Here is an 18894-nt window from a genome sequence, read left to right on the forward strand (position 1 = left end):
TGTGAATATTTGTCGCACCCTGTTAACAATCCGAATACGGTAACGGGTTGTATAGTAACTTTGCGCGAAAGCGCGACTCAACCATCCTGAGCGTAGACACTACCCATGTACAAACGTTTTGTTCCTCTCCTGATTCTGGCCGCGGGTATTGCGGGCTTCATTGTGCTCAAGGCAACGCGCCCCGAGCCTGCCCAAGTGGCCGCCACCGAACGTAGCTGGCGGGTCGAGGTTCAGGTCGTGGCTCCAGCTACCGGGGTGCCTGTGTTGCCGTTGTACGGTGAAGTGGTGGCGCCTGACCAGCAAACGGTGGCTGCGACCATGGCTGGCCGCATTGCCGAGCGCCCGGCAGCGGAGGGTGCCCGGGTGAGCCGTGGTGACCTTTTGCTGGCCCTGGACGAAGCAGACATTGAGCCGGCTCTTGCCCAGGCGCGGGCTCAGGTTCAGGATTTGCAGGCCCAGATCCGCTCGGAGCAGGTTCGCCATCGGAACGACCAGCGCGCCCTGGAAAGTGAGCAGGCCATTGCGGACAACGCCCGCCGCCAGTTCGAACGGATTGAAGCCCTGGTGGGTCGGAACCTGGCTTCCCGGGAGAACCTGGAAACGGCAACCGACGCCCTGGCCCGGGCGGAACTGACGGTCAGTACCCGGGCGCGGGCCATCGATGAACACCCGGCCCGATTGCAAAGCTTGCAGGCCAGATTACTGCAAGCCACCGCTAACCTGACGGCCACAGAACGGGACGGTGACAGGGCCCGCGTCGTCGCGCCCTTTGATGGTGTGGTTACCAACGTGCAGGTGGCTGTGGGTGATCAGGTATCCCGCAATCAGTCGCTGTTGTCGATTTATCCGCTGGCCGGGCTCGAAGTGCGCGCCAGGGTGCCGGAAGTCTTCCAGCGGGAATTGATCGGGGCGCTGGAGCGGGGTGACACCCTCAACGCCTACAGCCGCAACCGGGAGCATCGGTTCACGTTAACCCGCTTTGCCGGGATTGCTGACCCCGCAGGCACCGAAGCGGTGTTGACGCTCGACGGGGCGCCGGCGGGCTTGAGGCCGGGTGCGCTGCTGCCGCTGACCCTTGAGCGACCCGCCCGGGAACAGGCGGTGGAAGTGCCATTCAGTGCCCTGTACGGCGCCGATAGCATCTATCTGATGACCGACGATCAGCGTATGCAGCGGGTGCAGGTGGAGCGCATCGGCGAGGCGATAGCCAGTAACGGCGAGCGTCGTTTGCTGATCGCCGGCGAGCAGCTCACACCAGGTGCCCGCCTGATCATTACCCACCTCCCCAATGCCATGACCGGCCTGAAAGTTGAAGTGGCCGGTGACAACGGGGAGTCGTCAGAGTGAGGCGCAGGAAAGGCATTATCGGTTTCTTCGTCCACCACCGGGTAGCCGGCAATCTGGTTATGCTGGTGATGATTCTTGGTGGTGTGCTGGCCCTGAGCCGGATGAACATCCAGTTCTTTCCTACCTTTGCGTTGGATGTGGTCAGTGTGCGGGTGGTCTGGAGCGGTGCGTCTGCCGAGGACGTCGAACGGGGGATCACGGATCCTCTGGAGCAACGGCTCCGAAGTGTCGATGGCCTGAAGAAAATGACGTCTACCTCCGCTCAGGGCATCTCCTCCATCACCCTGGAGTTCCATGAGGGCACCGATCCAATTCAGGCGGTGGACGACGTGCGCCAGCAGGTGGACGAATTCAATAACCTGCCGGCTGATGCTGAAGAACCGCAGGTAGCCCGCATCGAACGTTATGAGCCAGTGGCCCGCCTGTTGATCTATGGCGACGTGGACCGCAGTGAACTGCGCAATCTGGTTTACCGGTTTGAAGACGAGCTGTTGGACCGGGGCATTGACCGCATCGCTATCCGTGGTTTACCGGAGCAGCAGATCAGTATCGATGTGCCGGCGGAACGGCTGGAAACCCTCGGTCTCTCGCTTGAACAGATTGCCGACCGGGTAGCCTCCCTGTCACGGGATTTGCCAGCGGGTATGATGGCGCAGCAGGACGCTACCCGGGAACTTCGCTCCATCGAGCAACGGCGCAGCCCGCAGGCCTTTGAAACCGTTCCGGTGCTCAGCGGTGACCGGGTGCGGATGCAGCTGGGCGATATCGCTATCATCCGCCAGGAAGCCCGGGACAACCAGACGGTGATGGAGAACCACGGCGTGCCTGCGGTGGAACTACAGCTGCAGCGCTCGGAAAACGGCAACTCTCTGGCCGCCGCCAAGGTGCTGGAAATTTGGCTGGAAGACACCCGGCCGGTGCTGCCGGATTCCATCAAAATGGAAGTGTATGACGAAACCTGGCAGCTGTTGCAGGATCGTATCTCCCTGTTGGTCAACAACGGCCTGGGTGGTCTGGTGCTGGTGGTGGGGTTGCTGTACCTGTTCCTGCCGGGGCGCGTGGCCATGTGGGTGGCGATCGGAATTCCCACCGCCTTTCTGGCCGCGCTGGCGGTGCTCTGGCTGATTGGTGGCTCCATCAACATGATTTCCCTGTTTGCCCTGATCATGGCGCTGGGGGTGATTGTGGATGACGCCATCGTGGTGGGTGAGGATGCCGATGCCCATGCGCGGATGGGCGAGGAATCCATTTATGCCTCCGAGGGTGCCGCCAAGCGCATGGTTTGGCCGGTGCTGGCATCGTCTCTGACCACGGTAGCGGCGTTTATGCCGTTGCTGGTGGTGGGGGGCGTGATTGGCAACATCCTGGGCGACATCCCCTTGGTGATGATCTGTGTCCTGATTGCCTCGCTGGTGGAGTGCTTCATTGTGCTGCCGGCGCACTTGCGCCACGCCTTCAAGCGTAAAACTGAAAAGGCGGGCCAGCCGGCGCCTGCAAAGCGTCAGCCAAACCCGGTCACTCGGCTTCGCAATGGCTTTGAGCGGCGGTTTGATGCTTTTCGCGATGGCCCGTTCCGGCGATTTTCCCGCTACAGCCTGAAGCATCGCGGCGTGACGGTGGCCAGCGCTCTGGCCCTGGCAATCCTCACCGTCGGTCTGCTGGCTGGCGGTCGTCTGGGCTTCAATTTTTTCCCGACACCGGAGCCCTCGGTGTTCTATGCCAACGCCAGTTTTGTCGCCGGTACCGATAAACGCGAGGTGGCGGATTTCATGCGCGAGATGCAGCGCGCGCTGAATGAAACAGAGCAGGCGCTGGGCGGTAACCTGATTCTCCATGCGGTGACCACCTACGGCGCTACCCAGGGAGCCGAGGGCAGTTCCCGCAACGACGATGAGTTGGGCTCGATGCTGGTGGAACTGGTGCCGTCGGATCGGCGCGACGTCCGCAACCCGGAGTTCATTGAGCAATGGCGCAAGCGCCTTCCGTTACCCGCAGGGCTGGATTCGCTCAACATCAGTGAGCGCCAGTCCGGACCGCCGGGGCGGGATGTGAACATTCGCCTGACCGGCGACAGCGCCGATAACCTCAAACGCGCGGCCGACGAAGTGGCCCAGGCTCTCAGTACCCTGCCGGGAGTGCTGGATGTGGAAGACGACATGCCCTGGGGCCGGGAGCAGTTGATCTATCAGGTTAGCCCCTATGGTGAAGCCCTGGGCCTGACCACCGTGGATCTCGGGCGTCAGCTGCGGGCAGCCTTTGATGGCCGGATTGCCCAGATCTATCAGGACGGCCGTGACGAGATCGAAGTGCGGGTGCAGCTACCCCGCGATCAACGGGAGCGGTATTCCACCCTCGAGCAAATGATGGTGCGTATTCCGGATGGCCGATTCGTGCCGTTGACCCAGGTAATGAACCTGGACCACCGTCAGGGCTTCCAGGCTCTGCGCCATGCCGACGGCAAACTGGCGGTGGAGGTGACCTCGGCCCTGAATACCCGGGTGGCCACCACCGATCAGGTACTGGAAAGCCTGCAGGCCGGCGCCCTGCCGGATATCGCCAGTCGGTATGGCGTGCGTTACAGCTTCGAGGGGCGGTCTGCCGATCAACGGGAAACCATGGACGACATGAAAACCGGCCTGGTGATCGGTATCGCACTGATGTATGTGGTGCTGGCCTGGGTGTTTGCCTCCTGGAGCCTGCCGCTGATCGTAATGGCGATCATTCCCTTTGCCCTGGTGGGCGCCTTGTTGGGGCACTGGCTGATGGGGTTGCAGCTCACCATTCTGTCGTTGTTTGGCCTCTTCGGCTTGTCCGGTATTGTGGTCAACAACGCGATTATTCTGGTGTCGTTCTATAACCAGCAGCGCCAGAAAGGACTGGGTATTACCGATGCCCTCAATGAGGCGGCCGTGCAGCGGGTTCGAGCGGTACTGTTGACCTCCCTCACCACCATTGGTGGCTTGCTGCCGCTGTTGTTTGAAACCTCCCTGCAGGCGCAGTTCCTGATTCCCATGGCGACGTCCATCGCCTTTGGCCTGGGCCTGTCCACTTTCCTGGTGTTGCTGGTGATACCGGCACTGTTGTCGTGGCTGGAGCAGTTCCGGGAATGGCGTGCGCAGCGCCATGGCGAAACGCCGGAACCCCTGCAGGGTTGAACGTTGGGGGGCGAATTGGCCAACGGGGAGAACGTTAAGGTGCACAGTGCAGTGAGCGTCAGCGGCTTACGTAAAACCTTCGGCCAGGGCGATTCGGCCGTTGCCGTGTTGTCTGGCCTGGGCTTTGATCTGCCTGCCGGCAGTTCGCTCGCCCTGATGGGGCGTTCCGGCTCCGGCAAGTCCACCTTGCTGAATATTCTGTGTGGGCTGGAGCAAGCGGATGAAGGCATCGTGACGTTGTTTGGCGAAGACGGCCGGACTGCTGACTGGCCATGCCTGCGCCGCGAGCGAATCGGTGTGGTGTTTCAGGAAGCCAACCTGATGCCGACCTTGTCGCTGCTGGATAACGTGCGCTTTCGCGCCTCATTGGCCGGCCAACCGGAAACCCGTTGCCAGCATTGGCTGGAGGTGCTTGGTATCGGAGAACTTGGCCACCGGTTTCCGGACCAGGTGTCTGGCGGCCAACGCCAGCGGGCGGCGCTGGCCATGGTCTTCGCCATGGCCCCGGACCTGATTCTGGCAGACGAACCCACCGGCAGTCTGGACCGCAACACGGCCAACGAGGTGGCTGATGAGCTGTTCAGGCTCCAGGGCGAAACCGGTTGCAGCCTGATTCTCGCTACCCACGACCCGGAGCTGGCGGCCCGCTGCCAGCAGACGCTGGACCTTGGCCATCGGTCCGGGGGCTGAGCGCCCATGACGGTGTTTACCGCCCTGCTCAGCCACTATCGCCGGCACCCCTGGCAGGGCGCCGCGCTGGCCCTTCTGATGCTGCTGGCCACCGCCTTGTGGACCGGTATTCACCACCTGACCAGCCAGGCCCGCGACAGCCTCGGCCAGAGTGAACGGCTGGTGGAGGTCCGTGAACAGGTGCTGCGAGTTGATGGTGCCGCGCTCTCGGTAGAGGATTTTGTCTCGCTTCGCCGCCAGGGCCTGTGCGTGATGCCCTGGCTGGAAGTCTTGCCGGACGGGCAGTCCCGCCGGGTGATTGGCGTCGACCCTCTGGCGGCCCTGTGTTTTCAGGAACAGGCTGATGTTGCCAGCTTTGATGGCCAGCCACTGGTTGGCCAGCCGTTCCTGGATATCGCCGACGCAGCTGCTCTAACGGCCGCCGAACAGCAGCTGTTCCTGATCCTGGCGGCGGGCGAGGGTCCTTTGCCCTCGGCCTATCGCACGGCCCCTTTCGCTTTGTCACCGGATACCGGCCAGCTGGGCGACAGTTTCCTGCTGAACCTGGATGCCTTGAGTGTACTGGTGTTGCTGATTACCGGGTTGCTCCTGCGCAGTGTCTATCTGTTGTCGCTGTCCCAGCGCCGGGACAGTTTCGCGCTCCTGGCCCGCTTTGGGGTGTCTGGCCGGCGGGTGCGCGGGCACCTGCTGTTGGAGCTTCTGTGTCTCGCCGCCCTCACCCTGATACCGGGTATCTGGCTCGGTCAGGCGCTGGCCTCGGTACTGGAAGGTGGCTTCGCCAATGTCATGGAAGGGCTGTTTGATAGCCGTCAGTTGGCGACCGGCGGCAACCACTGGCGGGTGCCTGCATTGGTGATGACCGTGCTACTGCTCGCCGTTGCCATGGTGGATTGGCTGATGCCGATGGTTGCCCGCGCCATGCCGGGCAGCCGCCTGCGGCCCGCAGCGGCCACATCTTTGGTGTTGGTCGGCCTGGCCGGTGTGTGGCTGGTCGATGTCTTGTGGCTGCTGTTTGTGGCTCTGGCACTGGTGTTGGCCGGTATCGGGTGGTTAATGCCCCGGGGCCTGTCGTTGTTGTCTGGTGCAGGTGTGCGGGCCAGCGCCCAGCCGGGTTGGCGCTGGTGGTGGGTCGAGTTTGGCGTGTTGTGCCGGCGCCTGGCGTTGCCCCTGGTGGCGTTACAGTTCTCCCTGGCCATGGTGTTGGCCGTGCAGGCTTTGGTGATTACCTTTGAAGACACCTTTGATCGCTGGTTGAGTCAGCGATTGTCGGCGGATGTCTACGTGCAGGTGCCGGAGGGCGCGGACAGCGCACTGGCTGCCAACTGGCTGACGGAGCATCTTCCAACCGCAGGCGAAGGGCTTTGGCACCATGTCCAGCGTGGCTCGGGCCGCTTGCGGCATGGGCAAGCCTGGCAAGATGTGGATATCTTTGCCGTGGCGCCGGTTGGCCCGCTGATGACTGGCTGGGGCCTGCTTGAGCAGACACGACAGCCCTGGCAGGCACTGGCGTCTGGTGCCGGTGTGATGGTTAACGAGCAGCTCGCCTATCGCCTGGGACTGTCCGTGGGCGCCGAACTGGAGCTGGTGCTGGCGGAGCGGGCCCTTGAACTGCCGGTGCTGGCCATCTACCCGGATTATGGCCGACCCGCGGGAGAAGTGATGATTGCCGGGCAAATTCTGCCGCCGGATTTCGAGGTGACGTTCGAGAGTTTCTCGATCTCCCCGGTCAGTGTCCCTATTGAAACCATCACTGACGCCTTTCGCGCACTCTGGGGCGAGCCGGCGTTGACCATCCGCGACAATCGCGCCATTCAGGACCTGGCCAACCGGGTGTTCGAGCAGACTTTTATGCTGACCCGTGCCATGACGGTGCTGACCCTGGCACTGGCGGCGGTTGCCCTGTTACTGATGGGCTGGGTGTTTCTGTCCACCCGCCTGTGGTACTTCCGACTGCTGGAAGTCTGGGGTATGACTAAAGCAGAGATCTTCCGGAAACTCCTGCTGTTGGCGCTGGCAGTCACTCTGAGTGCAGCGGCGCTGGCCTTGCCGCTGGGTGTTGGCCTGACCTGGGTGCTGGTGCACCGTATCAACCCCCTGGCCTTCGGCTGGTCACTGCCGATGGCTGTCTATCCGGTCTTCTGGTTGGAATTGCTGGCCCTGGCGTTGCTGATTGGCGGCTGTATTGCCTTGCTGATGCGCCGGCAGTTGGGGCGCCCTGCGGTTCGCCCATCGGTGACCGGCAGCGTGACGGGAGAAGAGCGATGAGGCTCCGTTGGCTGACCATGATGCTTGTCTGCGGGCTGCTTGCCGGTTGCAGCGAGCCGGGCACAGACGCAGGTTTTGCCGGCCTGGGCGGAGCGGCCGGCCCCGAGGACGGATTCGAGCAGCCGGGACCGGGCACGGAACTGGTTTTCCCCCGGGACTTCGGCCCCCATCCGGCCCACCGCATCGAGTGGTGGTACCTCACCGCGAATCTGGAAACGGACGCTGGCGAACCGCTGGGCTTGCAATGGACACAGTTCCGCCAGGCCATCGAGCCCCGCGATCTTGAGACTGAAGCTCCTGATCCCTCGGGCTGGCCATTGCAGGCGGCCTGGATGGCCCATGCTGCCGTCAGCTACCGGGAGCAGCACTGGTTCGGTGAACGTCTGGCCCGGGGTGATCTGGGCCAGGCCGGCGCCACCGTGGAGCCATTCCAGGTCTGGCTTGACCATTGGCAATTGACCACGGGTGCCTCCCCGGACGATTGGCAGGTGCAGGTCCGTCACGGGCAGCCTGATACCGACGACTACTGGGCGTTTGACCTTGAACTGACCGTGCGGGGTGCGCCGGTCGCCCACGGCGTGAGCGGCTTCAGCGCCAAGTCAGCCAGCGGCGAAGGTTCCATGTACTTCAGCCTGGTGGATATTGAAGTGACCGGACAGGTGAGGTTAGGGCGTGAAACTCTGCCAGTGCGCGGCAAGGCCTGGTTCGACCGGGAGTGGAGTAGTCAGTTTCTCAAAGCGGGCCAGCAGGGCTGGGACTGGTTTGCCCTGCACCTGGATTCCGGCGACAAACTGATGGCATTCCAGCTTCGGGAGCAGCAAGGTCAATTTCGCTCTGGCACCTGGATACCGGCGGGTGGTGAGCCGATTGCCCTGGCTCCGGGCCAGTTGCAGTTGGAACCGGGCACCGGCGCGGAGCCTGTGCCCACCCGGTGGCGCTTGGCGGTGCCGGACCATGATATTGATCTGACGCTGTCGGCTCCACCAGGTAACTACACCAACGATGGTTTGTATCCCTACTGGGAAAGCCCGGTAACGGTGACTGGCAGTCACACAGGGGCAGGGTATATGGAGCTTACGGGCTACTCCGAGCCGTAGCGCTTTACCAGACCAGGTCGCCGGATGGTGAAGCCTGCTCAGACCGCAGATCAATAATGGCTTCCTGGCTTTGCTGCTCGGCTTCAATCAGCTCCCGCAGCCGGATTTCCTGTTCTTCCAGGGGGCCGGACAGATCAATGATGATTTCCACGCGCCGGTTCTTGGCCCGGTTGTCTGCGGTGGTGTTTGCCACCCGGGGGCGGGTATCGGCCAGGCCGGTCACTCGCAGGCGCTCGGGCGACACCTGTTCCCGGGCCAGCAACACATTAGCCACTGCGGCTGCCCGGGCCGCTGACAGGTCCCAGTTGCTGAAGAATCTTTCCGTACGGATCGGGATGTTGTCGGTGTGGCCTTCTACCGCCAGATCGCCGGGCATGTCGGCCAGCACCTCTGCCATGTCAAGCAGCAAGCCCTCGAATTCCCAGGTCAGCTGAGCAGACCCGGACGGGAAGGATCCCTTCTCTTCGACCCGGATGACAATTCGGCGCTGGTCTTCCGAGACATTGATGCGCCCGTCCATAATCGCCGGCTCCAGTACTTCCAGGATCTCTGCCAGGTTGGCATCCATCTGTTCCTGAAGGGCGTCCTGCACCGCCTGCTCGGTGGGGTCGTTAAGTGTCTGCAGTTGCGGCTGCTGATCGGTGGTGGTCTGGCGGATTTCATTGACCACCGTCGGCTCCGGCGGTGCCGGTGAGAACTTGTCGAAGATCGGGCTGGTGCCCATGGGGACTTCCAGGGCCGGAACCTCCCGCTGAACGCCAAAGGCTTTGGATAATTCACCGGCAATCTGCTTGAACTTCTGGGCGTCGATTTCGGAGAACGACAGCAGTAACACGAAGAAGCACATCAGCAACGACATCAGGTCGGCAAAGGTGACAACCCAGGCCGGTATCGCACGCTTTTCCTCTTCCGGTAACTCGTCCATGGTCAGTCGCTTGCCGTCTCCGCTTCACCGTTCTTTGCGCGCTCTTTCGGGGGCAGGTAAGAAGACAGCATCTGTTCAATGATTCGGGGGTTGGTGCCTTCCTGTATGGCCACCAGCGCATCAATGTAGAGGGACTGCATACGGGCTTCTTCGGTCATTCGCAGCGACAGTTTGTCGGCGATGGGCGTGGCAATCATGGTGGCGATCATGGCGCCGTAAAGCGTGGTAAGGAGCGCCACCGCCATGGCCGGGCCGATGGATTTCGGGTCTTCCATATTCGACAGCATCTGTACCAGACCGATCAAGGTACCGATCATACCCATGGCCGGCGCCACATCAGCCAGGGCGTTGAACACCTTGGCCCCGGAACGGTTGTGGTCCAGGGTCATCAACCGCTCTTTGTTAAGCAGTTGCTTGATGGTGTTGGCGTCCTGGCCATCCACCAGCATCTGAATGCCCTGGGCCAGAAACGGCGAGCTGACGTCCCGGCCCTCAAGCCCCAGAACACCCTGTTTGCGGGCAATCTGGGCGACTTCAACCAGCTCGTCTATGCTGGCCTGGGTTTCCGGTAGCTTGAACTTGAACGCCCGGGCAGCCACCTTGAAGGCATCAAGAAACTGGAAAAAGCTGAATTTGGCTAGAACCACCAGCAGGCTGCCGCCCACTACAATCAGTAGTGACGCCGGGTTTAAAAATACCTCGGGAGACACGCCCAGTATCACCGCCGATGCGATAAGCATGATGGCGCCGACCAGGCCGATCAGGGTGGCAAAATCCACGGTTACTCCGTTAACTGCTGGGGGTTGAAGTCAGGGGGCGAGAGAATACCCTTTGATTATTCCTTAATCAATTGTCACCGTGGTGACATCGTCGGATTCCCGGTGTTCTTTCCAGGCGGCGTAGCGATGCAGGTCTGATTCCACCAGTTTCAGGCACAGTGCCACTACGCCGGCGTCGTCCAGAAAGCCGATGCCGAAAATGATGTCCGGAATCAGATCGATGGGGTTCAGCACATACAACAGCGCGCCGGCGATGGCGGCAATGCTTTTCCAGGGAATGGCCCGGTAATCGCCCCGCCAGTAATCCCGTATCAGGGAAAACATCAGCCGCACGTCGGTGGCGAACCGTTGCAGCCGGCCACTGCCCCGAACCTTTTCCTCAATGGCTTTCTGCCGTTCCAGCAGCGGCTTCAGGTCTTCCTTGGCGACCTTATCTGCTTCCTGTTTCAGTTGCGTTGCTGCTGCTCTTTCAGAGAACAATGCCATAGCTGTGCTCAATGGTTATCCGATGACTGTAACGGTAACGAAAGTCGTCCATGTCGTCATCTGTGTTTGTACTGGGTCGGGCAGTAAGCCCGCAAAACACCTTCCGGCCTTAATCGCGCATGTTTGGTGCTGCGCCCACTCACCCTCTTGCGCCAGAGCCTGAAACTGCCGGGTTTCAGCTCATGGCGCATCAGGCTGATTACGTCTTTTTCCGGCAGGCCATAGCAGGCTTCGATGGCCTCAAAGGGTGTGCGGTCTTCCCAGGCCATTTCGATAACCCGAGACAGGTCTTCAGGTGTTAGTGTGGAGCTCATCGCAGCACCTCAGCCCACAAAGATTCGTTTGGCCAGGCCTGCGCCTTTCAGACCTCGGATCGCCAGGGTGGTCACCAGCCCGCCAATCATCGCGCCCACCACACCGCAGGTGAGTATGTCCTGCCCGGTCAGGTACAGGCCGGGGATGTCGGTTTTCGGCCGCAGCCAGCGTTGTTCAAAGCGTTCCGGTGTGTGGTCCAGGCCATAGAGTTCGCCTTGCTCGTAACGGCAGAACCAGGCAGTCGACAGCGGTGTGGAGGTTTCCACATAGTCCACCTTGCCCCGGAGCTGGGGCAGCTTCTCATACATCACCTCCAGCAACTGGTCGGTGATCCGGGCTTTCACTGCCTCGTAATCATCACCTCGTTTGCCCCAGGTGGAGCCCTGCCAGGGCTCAAACATCTCCCAGGTGGTGGGGGCCACAATCTCGATGGTGGACGTGCCCGGCCAGCGATTCTGGTAATCCGGGTCTTTGGCCGCCGGGAACGAGATGTAGACCACGGGGAAAGGCGCGTTATGGGGATCACTAAGGAACCGCTCCACATTGCCATCGTGGTCTGCGCTCGGGTAAATCCAGAAGTTGGTGCGGGGCAGGCCGAGCTGGTCGGGCGTGCCTTTCAGACCGATGTAAAGACCGATATGTGGCATGGACGGCTTGATGTGTTCCCGATTGCCGGGATAGCCAATGCGGTCAGCGATGGACTCGGGCAGCAGTCGTTCGAAGGTATTGATCACCCCCGCATTGCTGATCACCAGTGGGGCGCGGATGTCATGGCCGTCGGCCATACGCACGCCAACGGCCTTGCCCTTCTCGATCAGGATATCCTTCACGTCGGCGTAGGTGAGCACATCGCCACCGCCGGCCTGAATCACCGGGATGATGGTTTTGGCAATTTCCGAGGCGCCGCCCACCGGGTAGAAGCCACCATACAGGTAATGCTTGGCGATCAGCGCGTGCACCATAAAGCTGGAATGTTTGGGCGTCACGCCGCAATCGCCCCACTGGCCGGTGATGGCGCCAATCAGCTCCTGGTTGTCGGTCAGGTCGCTTAACACCTCGTAGGTGGTCCGGTTAAAGCAGTCCGGGAGGACGGTTTTCAGGCCCCGGGAAACCAGCGGGCCGGCCAGGGCCGGGGACAGTTTGGACAGGGTGTACCACTGCATGCCGTCGGCAACTTTTCCGAGCAGGGCCAGGTAGCGATCGATGGCTTCGCTTTCGTTTGGGAACGAGGCCAACAGGGAATGCCGCAGGCCCTCCTTGCCGGCCCGAAGGTTGACGACCTTGTCGCCCAGGAAGAAACGGTCGTAGTTCTCGTCCATGGGCGCCCATTCGAGCTTGCCATCGGTGATGTAATCGAACAGCCGGCGGCCAAGAGTATGGCGGGCGCCCATGTCACCAATGTAGTGCACACCCACGTCCCATTCATAGCCGTTGCGGGCATAGCTGTGGGTGTAGCCGCCAGCGGTGTAATGCTGTTCCAGAACCAGCACCTTGTAGCCGGCCTTGGACAGGCAGGCGGCGGTGGTCAGGCCGCCAATACCAGAGCCGATCACCAGGGCGTCATAAGGGCCTTTCAAACGGCTGGCCCGATAGCGGGTGCCGATACGGATGGAGCTGGGTGTCAGTGTTTTTGAGGTTGTTTTCTTTACCACCACGATTTTCCCCACATGTGCGGATTGGCCCAGTTATCGGGATTGTTCCAGGCCCGTTTATGGTTGTAAGTATCCAGATTGTAGGTGTAAAGCGTGAGTGCGCCGTTCTCGGTTTCCAGCTCTGCGTGGCGCTGGAACCCCAAAGCGATGAAATCGGTAAAGCCCCAATCGGAGGACTGGGGCATAACGACGGCAATCTGGTGGGCGCCGTAGTTCCTCAGCTGGCCCAGTAACAGGGCGCCTTCTTCATAGGGAAGGTGCTCAAGGGTGTCGGTGATCAGGGCCAGATCCGGTGTCTGGGCCGGTGGCAGGTGGGCGTTTGGGTCTTTGGTGTCCAGAGTCAGTAACTGGCACCCTGCCTGCTGCTTCCAGACTGCTGCAACGTCGTTGGCGGTGCTTCCGCAAGAAAGCAGGGTTTGGGGTTGGCTGGTGTCGATGATTCGTGCCAGAACCTTGGCCGGGCTGTCCGCTGATGTGCTCATAGAATGGGCCAGTCTGCTGCGTCCACGGTATGCAGGCCCACCGGTTGTGAAGACCTGCCCTGCCATCGCTCAACGAAGGCTCCATCAGGATCGTATTGTTGCGCCTGCTTGTCCAGATTGAATTGCCGCAAGCCTCGCGGGTCTGCGCCCACGCCGGCCAGGTACTGCCAGTTGCCGTAGTTGCTGGCGACATCGTAATCTACCAGCTGCTGTTCAAACCAGGCTGCGCCGTAGCGCCAGTCCAGTTCCAGTTCGTGCACGAAGCAACTGGCGACCAATTGCCTGGCCCGGTTGCTCATGTAGCCGGTTTCGCGCAGTTGGTTCATGGCGGCGTTGACGATGGGATACTGGGTGTTTCCTTCACACCAGGCCTTAAAACGATGGCCATAGAAGGTCACCTGCCGATGCTTGCGTTGCACACCATCCCGGCGGAACAGGTGGCTGCCGTGTTTGAGCGCGTACCAGTAGAAGTATTCGCGCCAGAGCAGTTCGAACCAGAGCCAGTAGGTGGAATCGTTACGGGTGTGCTGGCGTTCGTAATCTTCGATGGTGGCAGCCACCTCCCGAGCTGACAGGCTGCCATTGGCCAGCCAGGGGGAAAACTTGGAGGACGAGTCCCAGTCATCCAGGGCGTTGCGGGTTTCCTTGTAGGTGGCAATGCCGTGGTTGCCAAAGCAATACTCTTGCAGGCGCGCCAGCCCGGCAGTCTCTCCGCCTGTAAACGTCAGCGCCGATGAGGGCTCCGGGATAGGCGGGCATTCACCCCGGTTGTCTTCCGGGAACCCGGGCGGCGGTGGCAGGGCGGTCAGCGTGCGAATACGCAGAAGATCGGGGCCCCGTTCGCCCTGCTTCTCGATCCGCTTGCGGAACTGGGAAAAGGTTCCGGGCAGCTCGCTGAGAGGCATAGGCAGCGAGCCTTCCGTATACAGGCTCAGTGTTTCGAACTCCTGAAACAGGGTGTTTGGCAGCTTCTGTTGAAGCGTCTGCCACTGTTGCGCTTCGATGGTGCCGGGCTGGCGTGAGCGAATAATGCGATCAACGGAATGCTGGTGAACCAGCCCAGGGAGTGCCTGCTCCGGTTCTCCGAAGGCAATGTGCAGCCGCTGGCCCAGGGCCCGCAGGCTGCGCTCCAGGTCGGTCAGGCTTTGCCACAGAAACCGCCATCGATGCTCACCCATCGCCCGGCACTGGAATGGCCCGTTGGCAAACCACCGGGGATCCACCACGTACACGCACAGCAACATGTCAGAGCGGGCCGCTGCCAGTAGCGCTGCGTTATCGTGCATTCGCAGGTCGCGGGTAAACCAGTAAAGCGTTTTCAAAGTATTAAACCTTCTGAAAAAGTTACCGGAACATACGTCAGTAATTGCCCGGAGGATTGGCGTCTGTTTCAGGCCTTGAGGGCACTGACGTGCTAAAGTCCAAGGTTAATGCTGGCAGGCAATTCGACTCAACCGGATACCAGGAGATTGAAAGTGATTAAATCCCGCGCGGCTGTAGCCTTTGAGGCTAACAAGCCACTGGAAATTGTGGAAGTGGATGTGGCGCCGCCTCAAGAGGGCGAAGTGCTTGTGAAGATTGTCGCCACCGGTGTGTGCCATACCGATGCCTACACTCTGTCTGGTGCCGACCCGGAGGGCCTGTTCCCGACGATTCTGGGCCATGAAGGTGGGGGCATTGTGGAAGCGGTTGGCCCGGGCGTGAAAGACCTGAAGGTAGGTGACCATGTCATCCCTCTGTACACCGCTGAGTGTGGCGAGTGTAAGTTCTGTACCTCTGGCAAGACCAACCTGTGCGGTGCGGTGCGGGCGACCCAGGGCAAAGGCGTGATGCCGGATGGTACTTCCCGTTTCTCGTACAACGGCCAGCCTCTGTACCACTACATGGGCTGCTCTACCTTCTCCGAATACACCGTGCTGCCGGAAATTTCCCTGGCCAAGATTCCCAAAGAAGCACCTCTGGAAAAGGTGTGCCTGCTGGGTTGTGGTGTCACCACCGGTATCGGTGCGGTGATGAACACCGCAAAGGTGGAAGAGGGTGCCACTGTGGCCATCTTCGGCCTGGGGGGAATTGGCCTGGCAGCGATCATCGGCGCCACCATGGCCGAGGCCAGCCGAATCATCGCCATCGACATCAACCCTGGCAAGTTTGATATCGCCAGGCAGCTGGGTGCCACCGACGTGGTCAACCCCAACGACTACGACAAGCCGATTCAGGAAGTCATTGTCGAGATGACCGACGGCGGTGTGGACTATTCCTTCGAATGCATCGGTAACGTCAAGGTGATGCGTGCAGCCCTGGAATGCTGCCACAAGGGCTGGGGTGAGTCGGTGATTATCGGCGTGGCCGGTGCCGGTGAAGAAATCAGCACCCGCCCGTTCCAGCTGGTGACAGGCCGGGTGTGGCGTGGCTCCGCGTTTGGTGGCGTGAAGGGCCGTACCGAACTGCCGTCCTACGTGGAGAAGGCCGAGAAGGGTGAGATTCCGCTGGATGTATTCATCACCCATGAAATGCCGCTGGAAGACATCAACAAGGCGTTCGACCTGATGCACGAAGGCAAGAGCATCCGTACGGTGATTCACTTCTGATCAGGGTTGCACCCAGGTCAGAACGTTAAAGGGGAGGCCGGCGGCCTCCCCTTTTTTTGCGGTCATAGACTCAGCCTGTTAGCTGGCCTGTAACGCCTGCACCACGGCCTTGGCGGTGCCCTCGGAAGAGGCCGGGTTTTGCCCGGTGATCAACTTGCCGTCCACCACAATGTGCGGTGCCCAGTCATCGCCACGGGTATAGCGGGCGTTGTTCTGCTTGAGCATGTCTTCCAGCAGAAACGGCACGATGTTGGTGAGCTGAACGGCGTCTTCTTCGGTATTACTGAAACCGGTGACTTCCCGGCCGCCTACGATGTTCTGATCCGGCTTGACGAACACGTTCTTGAAAACCGCCGGGGCGTGGCAAACAGCGCCAATCACCTTGTCCTGCTCGTAGGCCGTCTTGATCAGGGCGATGGACTTTTGATCCTCTGCCAGATCCCACAGCGGGCCGTGGCCACCGGGGTAGAAAATGGCATCGAACTGGTTCATGTCCACATCCGCCAGCTTTTTCGTGCTGGCGAGCATTTCACGGGCGTGAGTGTCGTCCATGAAGCGGCGGGTGGATTCAGTGAGGGCGTCTTCGGCTTCACTGTTGGGGTCTACCGGCGGCTGACCGCCTTTAGGGGACGCGAGGGTAATGTCGGCGCCTGCGTCCTTGAAGACGTAAAACGGTGACGTGAACTCTTCCAGCCAGAAGCCTGTCTTGTGGCCGGTATCGCCCATTTGGTCATGGGAAGTCAGTACCATCAGTATCTTCATAGTGGTCGATCCTTGTGTCGGAGTTCAGAAACGAGTTTGATGTGCCTTACCCCGAGACCTTGTGACGGGATGGCGATATTTCAACAGGGATTACGGTTACAGGTAGGTTATGGATGCTGCGGCCTACTATACTGTCATCGTTTTACACTCATTTGACCATGGATTGAGGCCGAAATGGACGTGAGAAACACACCGCTGTGGCTGGCATCTATACTGCTAGCGTTCTCCTTGTCAGCACAGGCGCAGCAGGGCACGGAAACCGTCGAACCACTCACGGTCACCGTCGGGGTGAACCATTCTCCGCCCTACCGAATACTGGAAGCCGGCCATAAAGGTGGCCTCTATCTGGAGATTTTCGAGGAAATTGCCGATCGCCTTGGTTGGCAGGTGAAGTACCGGGAGGCGCCGTTTCGGCGTGTTCTGCTGATGCTGCAAAGAGGGGAAGTGGATGTAATGCTGGGGCCGCTGAGAACCGACGGTCGCGAGGACTACATGACCTTCGTTGCCCCCGCTTTCCCGCCGGAGCGCCGTCTTTTCTTCTATCTGGATGACGACCACCGGATCACCCGCTACAACGATCTTTACGGAAGAACGGTTGGCGTCCTGGATGGCGCCACCTACTTCAGCCGGTTTGATCGCGACAGGGATCTGATCAAAGAATCGGCACCGCACTACGAGAACCTGATGCTGATGATGGAAAAAGGCCGGGTGGATGTGGTGATCGCTCCGGAACTTGTAGGCCTGTACACCATCAGTCGATTGCAACTCCCGGCGCAGGTATCTCCGTTTTTTGTGCCGGGCGAACGTTCCTGGATTGCGGTGTCGGATAAATCGCCTGCGCTAAAATATGCTGACGACATTCGCGCGGCCCTGAAGCTGATCGAACGTGAAGGTATCAAGGAAAATCTTGTGTTGAAGTACCTGGAACAACCCGCTCAATGACCCCTGACCACAACGATTTATGGTTTTTGCCCCTTGGCGGCACGGGTGAAATCGGTATGAACCTGAACCTCTACGGCCACGATGGCCAGTGGTTGATGGTGGACTGCGGGGTGACCTTCCCCAAGCCGGGCCGTATCGCGGCCGATGGCACCGTGCACCATCGTGGTGAGCCACCGGTGCAGATGGCAGACCCGGCGTTTATCGCCGACCGGCGGGACAAACTGGCGGGGTTGATCATTACCCATGCCCACGAAGATCACATCGGCGCCGTGCCCTATCTCTGGCCACTGCTGCAGTGCCCCGTCTACACCAGCCGATTTACCGCTGAAATCCTGCGCCGAAAGCTGGCGGAGTTTGATCTGTTGCATCGGGTACCGATCATCGAGGTGGACACCGGAGAGCGCCGGCAGATCGGCACGTTCAATGTGCAGTGGCTGGCACTCACCCACTCGATTCCCGACCCCAATGCCCTGATGATCCGCACCCGGATTGGCAACATTTTCCACAGCGGTGACTGGAAGCTGGATGATAATCCGTTGGTTGGTCACGGTTACACCACATCCACGTTTACCGATCTGGCGGAAGAAGGTGTGGCCGCCATGGTCTGTGATTCCACCAACGCCACCGTGCAGGGCCACTCGGTCTCCGAGGCGGCGCTGCACGAAGGCCTGCGGGACCTGATTGCGGTGGCCGAGGGGCGGGTGATTGTCACCTGCTTTGGCAGCAATATTGCGCGCCTGCACACGCTGGCCAGTATTGCCCGGGAAACAGGCCGCTACATGGGATTGCTGGGCCGCTCGTTGGTAAACATGAGTGGTGCGGCCAAGGCTACGGGGCTTTGGCCGGGCTCAGACAAACTGATCAGCCCCGCCCATCTGGGCTACCTGCCGCGCCATGAGGTGCTGGGTGTGGCCACCGGCAGCCAGGGTGAACCTCGAACCGCGTTGCGGCGCCTTGCCCAGGGCAGCCACCCGGATTTTGAGCTGGAAGCAGGTGACACGGTGATTTTCAGTGCCCGGGCAATACCCGGCAATGAAGAAGCCATCGAGGCGCTGATCAGCCAGCTGCGCAAACTGGGGGTGATTGTGATTACCGCCGAAGACGCGGGCGTGCCCATTCATGCCTCAGGCCATCCGGCCCAGGATGAACTCAAGGCGATGTATCGCTGGGTTCAGCCCCGCATTGCCATTCCTGTTCACGGTGAGGCTGTACACATGGACGTGCATGCCGATCTTGCGAAAGGTGCAGGCGTGCCCAGGGCCATGGTTGGCCGAAATGGCGACCTGTTCATGGTGCGGCCAGTACCGGGCATTCGGCGTCAGGTTGTCGAAACCGGACGGTTGGGGTGGCAGAAGCAGGAGTTGGTCAGAGTGTACTGAGGGTTACAAGGAACTTAGTAAGCTTATGAT

Annotated in this window: 16 protein-coding genes; 8 read left to right on the forward strand and 8 right to left on the reverse strand. The window is 60.7% G+C overall.

Features of this window, described 5'->3' with window-relative positions:
- Window positions 1–105: 105 nt before the first annotated feature.
- Genes ACNSOI_RS01230 through ACNSOI_RS01250 form a run of 5 tightly spaced genes read left to right on the forward strand, consistent with a single transcriptional unit; the run spans window position 106 to window position 8554 of the window.
- Entirely contained in the window at window positions 106–1347 is a 1242-nt protein-coding gene (locus ACNSOI_RS01230; RefSeq protein ID WP_138436989.1) for an efflux RND transporter periplasmic adaptor subunit, read from the forward strand.
- A complete protein-coding gene (locus tag ACNSOI_RS01235; RefSeq protein WP_286253130.1) occupies window positions 1344–4502 on the forward strand; it encodes an efflux RND transporter permease subunit in 3159 nt (1052 codons plus the stop codon). Before ACNSOI_RS01230 ends, ACNSOI_RS01235 begins: the two co-directional genes overlap by 4 nt.
- Window positions 4503–4541: 39 nt before the next feature.
- Window positions 4542–5192 carry an ABC transporter ATP-binding protein gene (locus ACNSOI_RS01240; RefSeq protein WP_152437086.1) on the forward strand — a complete coding sequence of 217 codons (651 nt, stop codon included), beginning with the start codon at window positions 4542–4544 and terminating at the stop codon, window positions 5190–5192.
- Between the two features lie 6 nt (window positions 5193–5198).
- Window positions 5199–7457, forward strand: coding sequence for an FtsX-like permease family protein (locus ACNSOI_RS01245; RefSeq protein WP_420194938.1), 2259 nt, complete (start codon window positions 5199–5201; stop codon window positions 7455–7457).
- Window positions 7454–8554: a lipocalin-like domain-containing protein gene (locus ACNSOI_RS01250; protein ID WP_420194939.1), complete on the forward strand. Its 1101-nt coding sequence runs from the start codon at window positions 7454–7456 to the stop codon at window positions 8552–8554. Before ACNSOI_RS01245 ends, ACNSOI_RS01250 begins: the two co-directional genes overlap by 4 nt.
- Before the next feature lie 4 nt (window positions 8555–8558).
- Here the strand turns inward: ACNSOI_RS01250 and ACNSOI_RS01255 are convergent, their stop codons facing one another.
- The 7 genes from ACNSOI_RS01255 to ACNSOI_RS01285 form a co-directional block, all read right to left on the reverse strand.
- On the reverse strand, window positions 8559–9479 hold the full coding sequence (locus ACNSOI_RS01255) for a flagellar motor protein MotB (RefSeq protein WP_420194940.1): 921 nt from the start codon (window positions 9477–9479) through the stop codon (window positions 8559–8561).
- A 2-nt stretch (window positions 9480–9481) separates the two neighbouring features.
- Window positions 9482–10258, reverse strand: coding sequence for a flagellar motor protein PomA (gene pomA, locus ACNSOI_RS01260; RefSeq protein WP_061331199.1), 777 nt, complete (start codon window positions 10256–10258; stop codon window positions 9482–9484).
- Between the two features lie 63 nt (window positions 10259–10321).
- The gene (locus tag ACNSOI_RS01265; protein WP_061331198.1) at window positions 10322–10744 is read right to left on the reverse strand and encodes a YkvA family protein; all 423 of its coding nucleotides are present in this window, start codon (window positions 10742–10744) and stop codon (window positions 10322–10324) included.
- Window positions 10745–10800: 56 nt separating this feature from the next.
- On the reverse strand, window positions 10801–11058 hold the full coding sequence (locus ACNSOI_RS01270; RefSeq protein ID WP_318036578.1) for a TIGR03643 family protein: 258 nt from the start codon (window positions 11056–11058) through the stop codon (window positions 10801–10803).
- A 9-nt stretch (window positions 11059–11067) separates the two neighbouring features.
- A complete protein-coding gene (locus tag ACNSOI_RS01275) occupies window positions 11068–12711 on the reverse strand; it encodes a phytoene desaturase family protein (RefSeq protein WP_286253140.1) in 1644 nt (547 codons plus the stop codon).
- Entirely contained in the window at window positions 12705–13193 is a 489-nt protein-coding gene (locus tag ACNSOI_RS01280; RefSeq protein ID WP_061331195.1) for a DUF6231 family protein, read from the reverse strand. Before ACNSOI_RS01280 ends, ACNSOI_RS01275 begins: the two co-directional genes overlap by 7 nt.
- Window positions 13190–14515 carry a DASH family cryptochrome gene (locus ACNSOI_RS01285; RefSeq protein ID WP_106694304.1) on the reverse strand — a complete coding sequence of 442 codons (1326 nt, stop codon included), beginning with the start codon at window positions 14513–14515 and terminating at the stop codon, window positions 13190–13192. The genes ACNSOI_RS01280 and ACNSOI_RS01285 overlap by 4 nt, the downstream gene beginning before the upstream one ends.
- Before the next feature lie 153 nt (window positions 14516–14668).
- Between ACNSOI_RS01285 and ACNSOI_RS01290 the strand changes: the two genes are divergently transcribed.
- On the forward strand, window positions 14669–15781 hold the full coding sequence (locus tag ACNSOI_RS01290; protein WP_420194941.1) for an S-(hydroxymethyl)glutathione dehydrogenase/class III alcohol dehydrogenase: 1113 nt from the start codon (window positions 14669–14671) through the stop codon (window positions 15779–15781).
- Window positions 15782–15859: 78 nt separating this feature from the next.
- On the opposite strand, the gene ACNSOI_RS01295 is transcribed toward ACNSOI_RS01290, so the two are convergent.
- Complete coding sequence (locus ACNSOI_RS01295) at window positions 15860–16543, reverse strand: type 1 glutamine amidotransferase domain-containing protein (RefSeq protein WP_106694306.1); 684 nt, start codon at window positions 16541–16543, stop codon at window positions 15860–15862.
- Between the two features lie 174 nt (window positions 16544–16717).
- Between ACNSOI_RS01295 and ACNSOI_RS01300 the strand changes: the two genes are divergently transcribed.
- Together ACNSOI_RS01300 and ACNSOI_RS01305 are read left to right on the forward strand one after the other, a co-directional pair.
- Window positions 16718–17485, forward strand: coding sequence for a substrate-binding periplasmic protein (locus ACNSOI_RS01300; protein ID WP_420194942.1), 768 nt, complete (start codon window positions 16718–16720; stop codon window positions 17483–17485).
- Window positions 17482–18864 (forward strand): ribonuclease J, encoded by a 1383-nt coding sequence (locus ACNSOI_RS01305; protein ID WP_420194943.1) that lies wholly within the window; start codon window positions 17482–17484, stop codon window positions 18862–18864. The genes ACNSOI_RS01300 and ACNSOI_RS01305 overlap by 4 nt, the downstream gene beginning before the upstream one ends.
- Window positions 18865–18894 lie beyond the last annotated feature (30 nt).

Source organism: Marinobacter sp. GH_1 (assembly GCF_048595985.1).
In the GTDB taxonomy this organism is placed as follows: domain Bacteria; phylum Pseudomonadota; class Gammaproteobacteria; order Pseudomonadales; family Oleiphilaceae; genus Marinobacter; species Marinobacter shengliensis.

Coding starts and splice junctions, on each gene's coding strand:
- ACNSOI_RS01305 (WP_420194943.1), top strand. CDS start 17,482: ATGACCCCTGACCACAACGATTTATGGTTTTTGCCCCTTGGCGGCACG.
- ACNSOI_RS01295 (WP_106694306.1), bottom strand. CDS start 16,543: ATGAAGATACTGATGGTACTGACTTCCCATGACCAAATGGGCGATACC.
- ACNSOI_RS01245 (WP_420194938.1), top strand. CDS start 5,199: ATGACGGTGTTTACCGCCCTGCTCAGCCACTATCGCCGGCACCCCTGG.
- ACNSOI_RS01280 (WP_061331195.1), bottom strand. CDS start 13,193: ATGAGCACATCAGCGGACAGCCCGGCCAAGGTTCTGGCACGAATCATC.
- ACNSOI_RS01250 (WP_420194939.1), top strand. CDS start 7,454: ATGAGGCTCCGTTGGCTGACCATGATGCTTGTCTGCGGGCTGCTTGCC.
- ACNSOI_RS01300 (WP_420194942.1), top strand. CDS start 16,718: ATGGACGTGAGAAACACACCGCTGTGGCTGGCATCTATACTGCTAGCG.
- ACNSOI_RS01270 (WP_318036578.1), bottom strand. CDS start 11,058: ATGAGCTCCACACTAACACCTGAAGACCTGTCTCGGGTTATCGAAATG.
- ACNSOI_RS01265 (WP_061331198.1), bottom strand. CDS start 10,744: ATGGCATTGTTCTCTGAAAGAGCAGCAGCAACGCAACTGAAACAGGAA.
- ACNSOI_RS01255 (WP_420194940.1), bottom strand. CDS start 9,479: ATGGACGAGTTACCGGAAGAGGAAAAGCGTGCGATACCGGCCTGGGTT.
- ACNSOI_RS01230 (WP_138436989.1), top strand. CDS start 106: ATGTACAAACGTTTTGTTCCTCTCCTGATTCTGGCCGCGGGTATTGCG.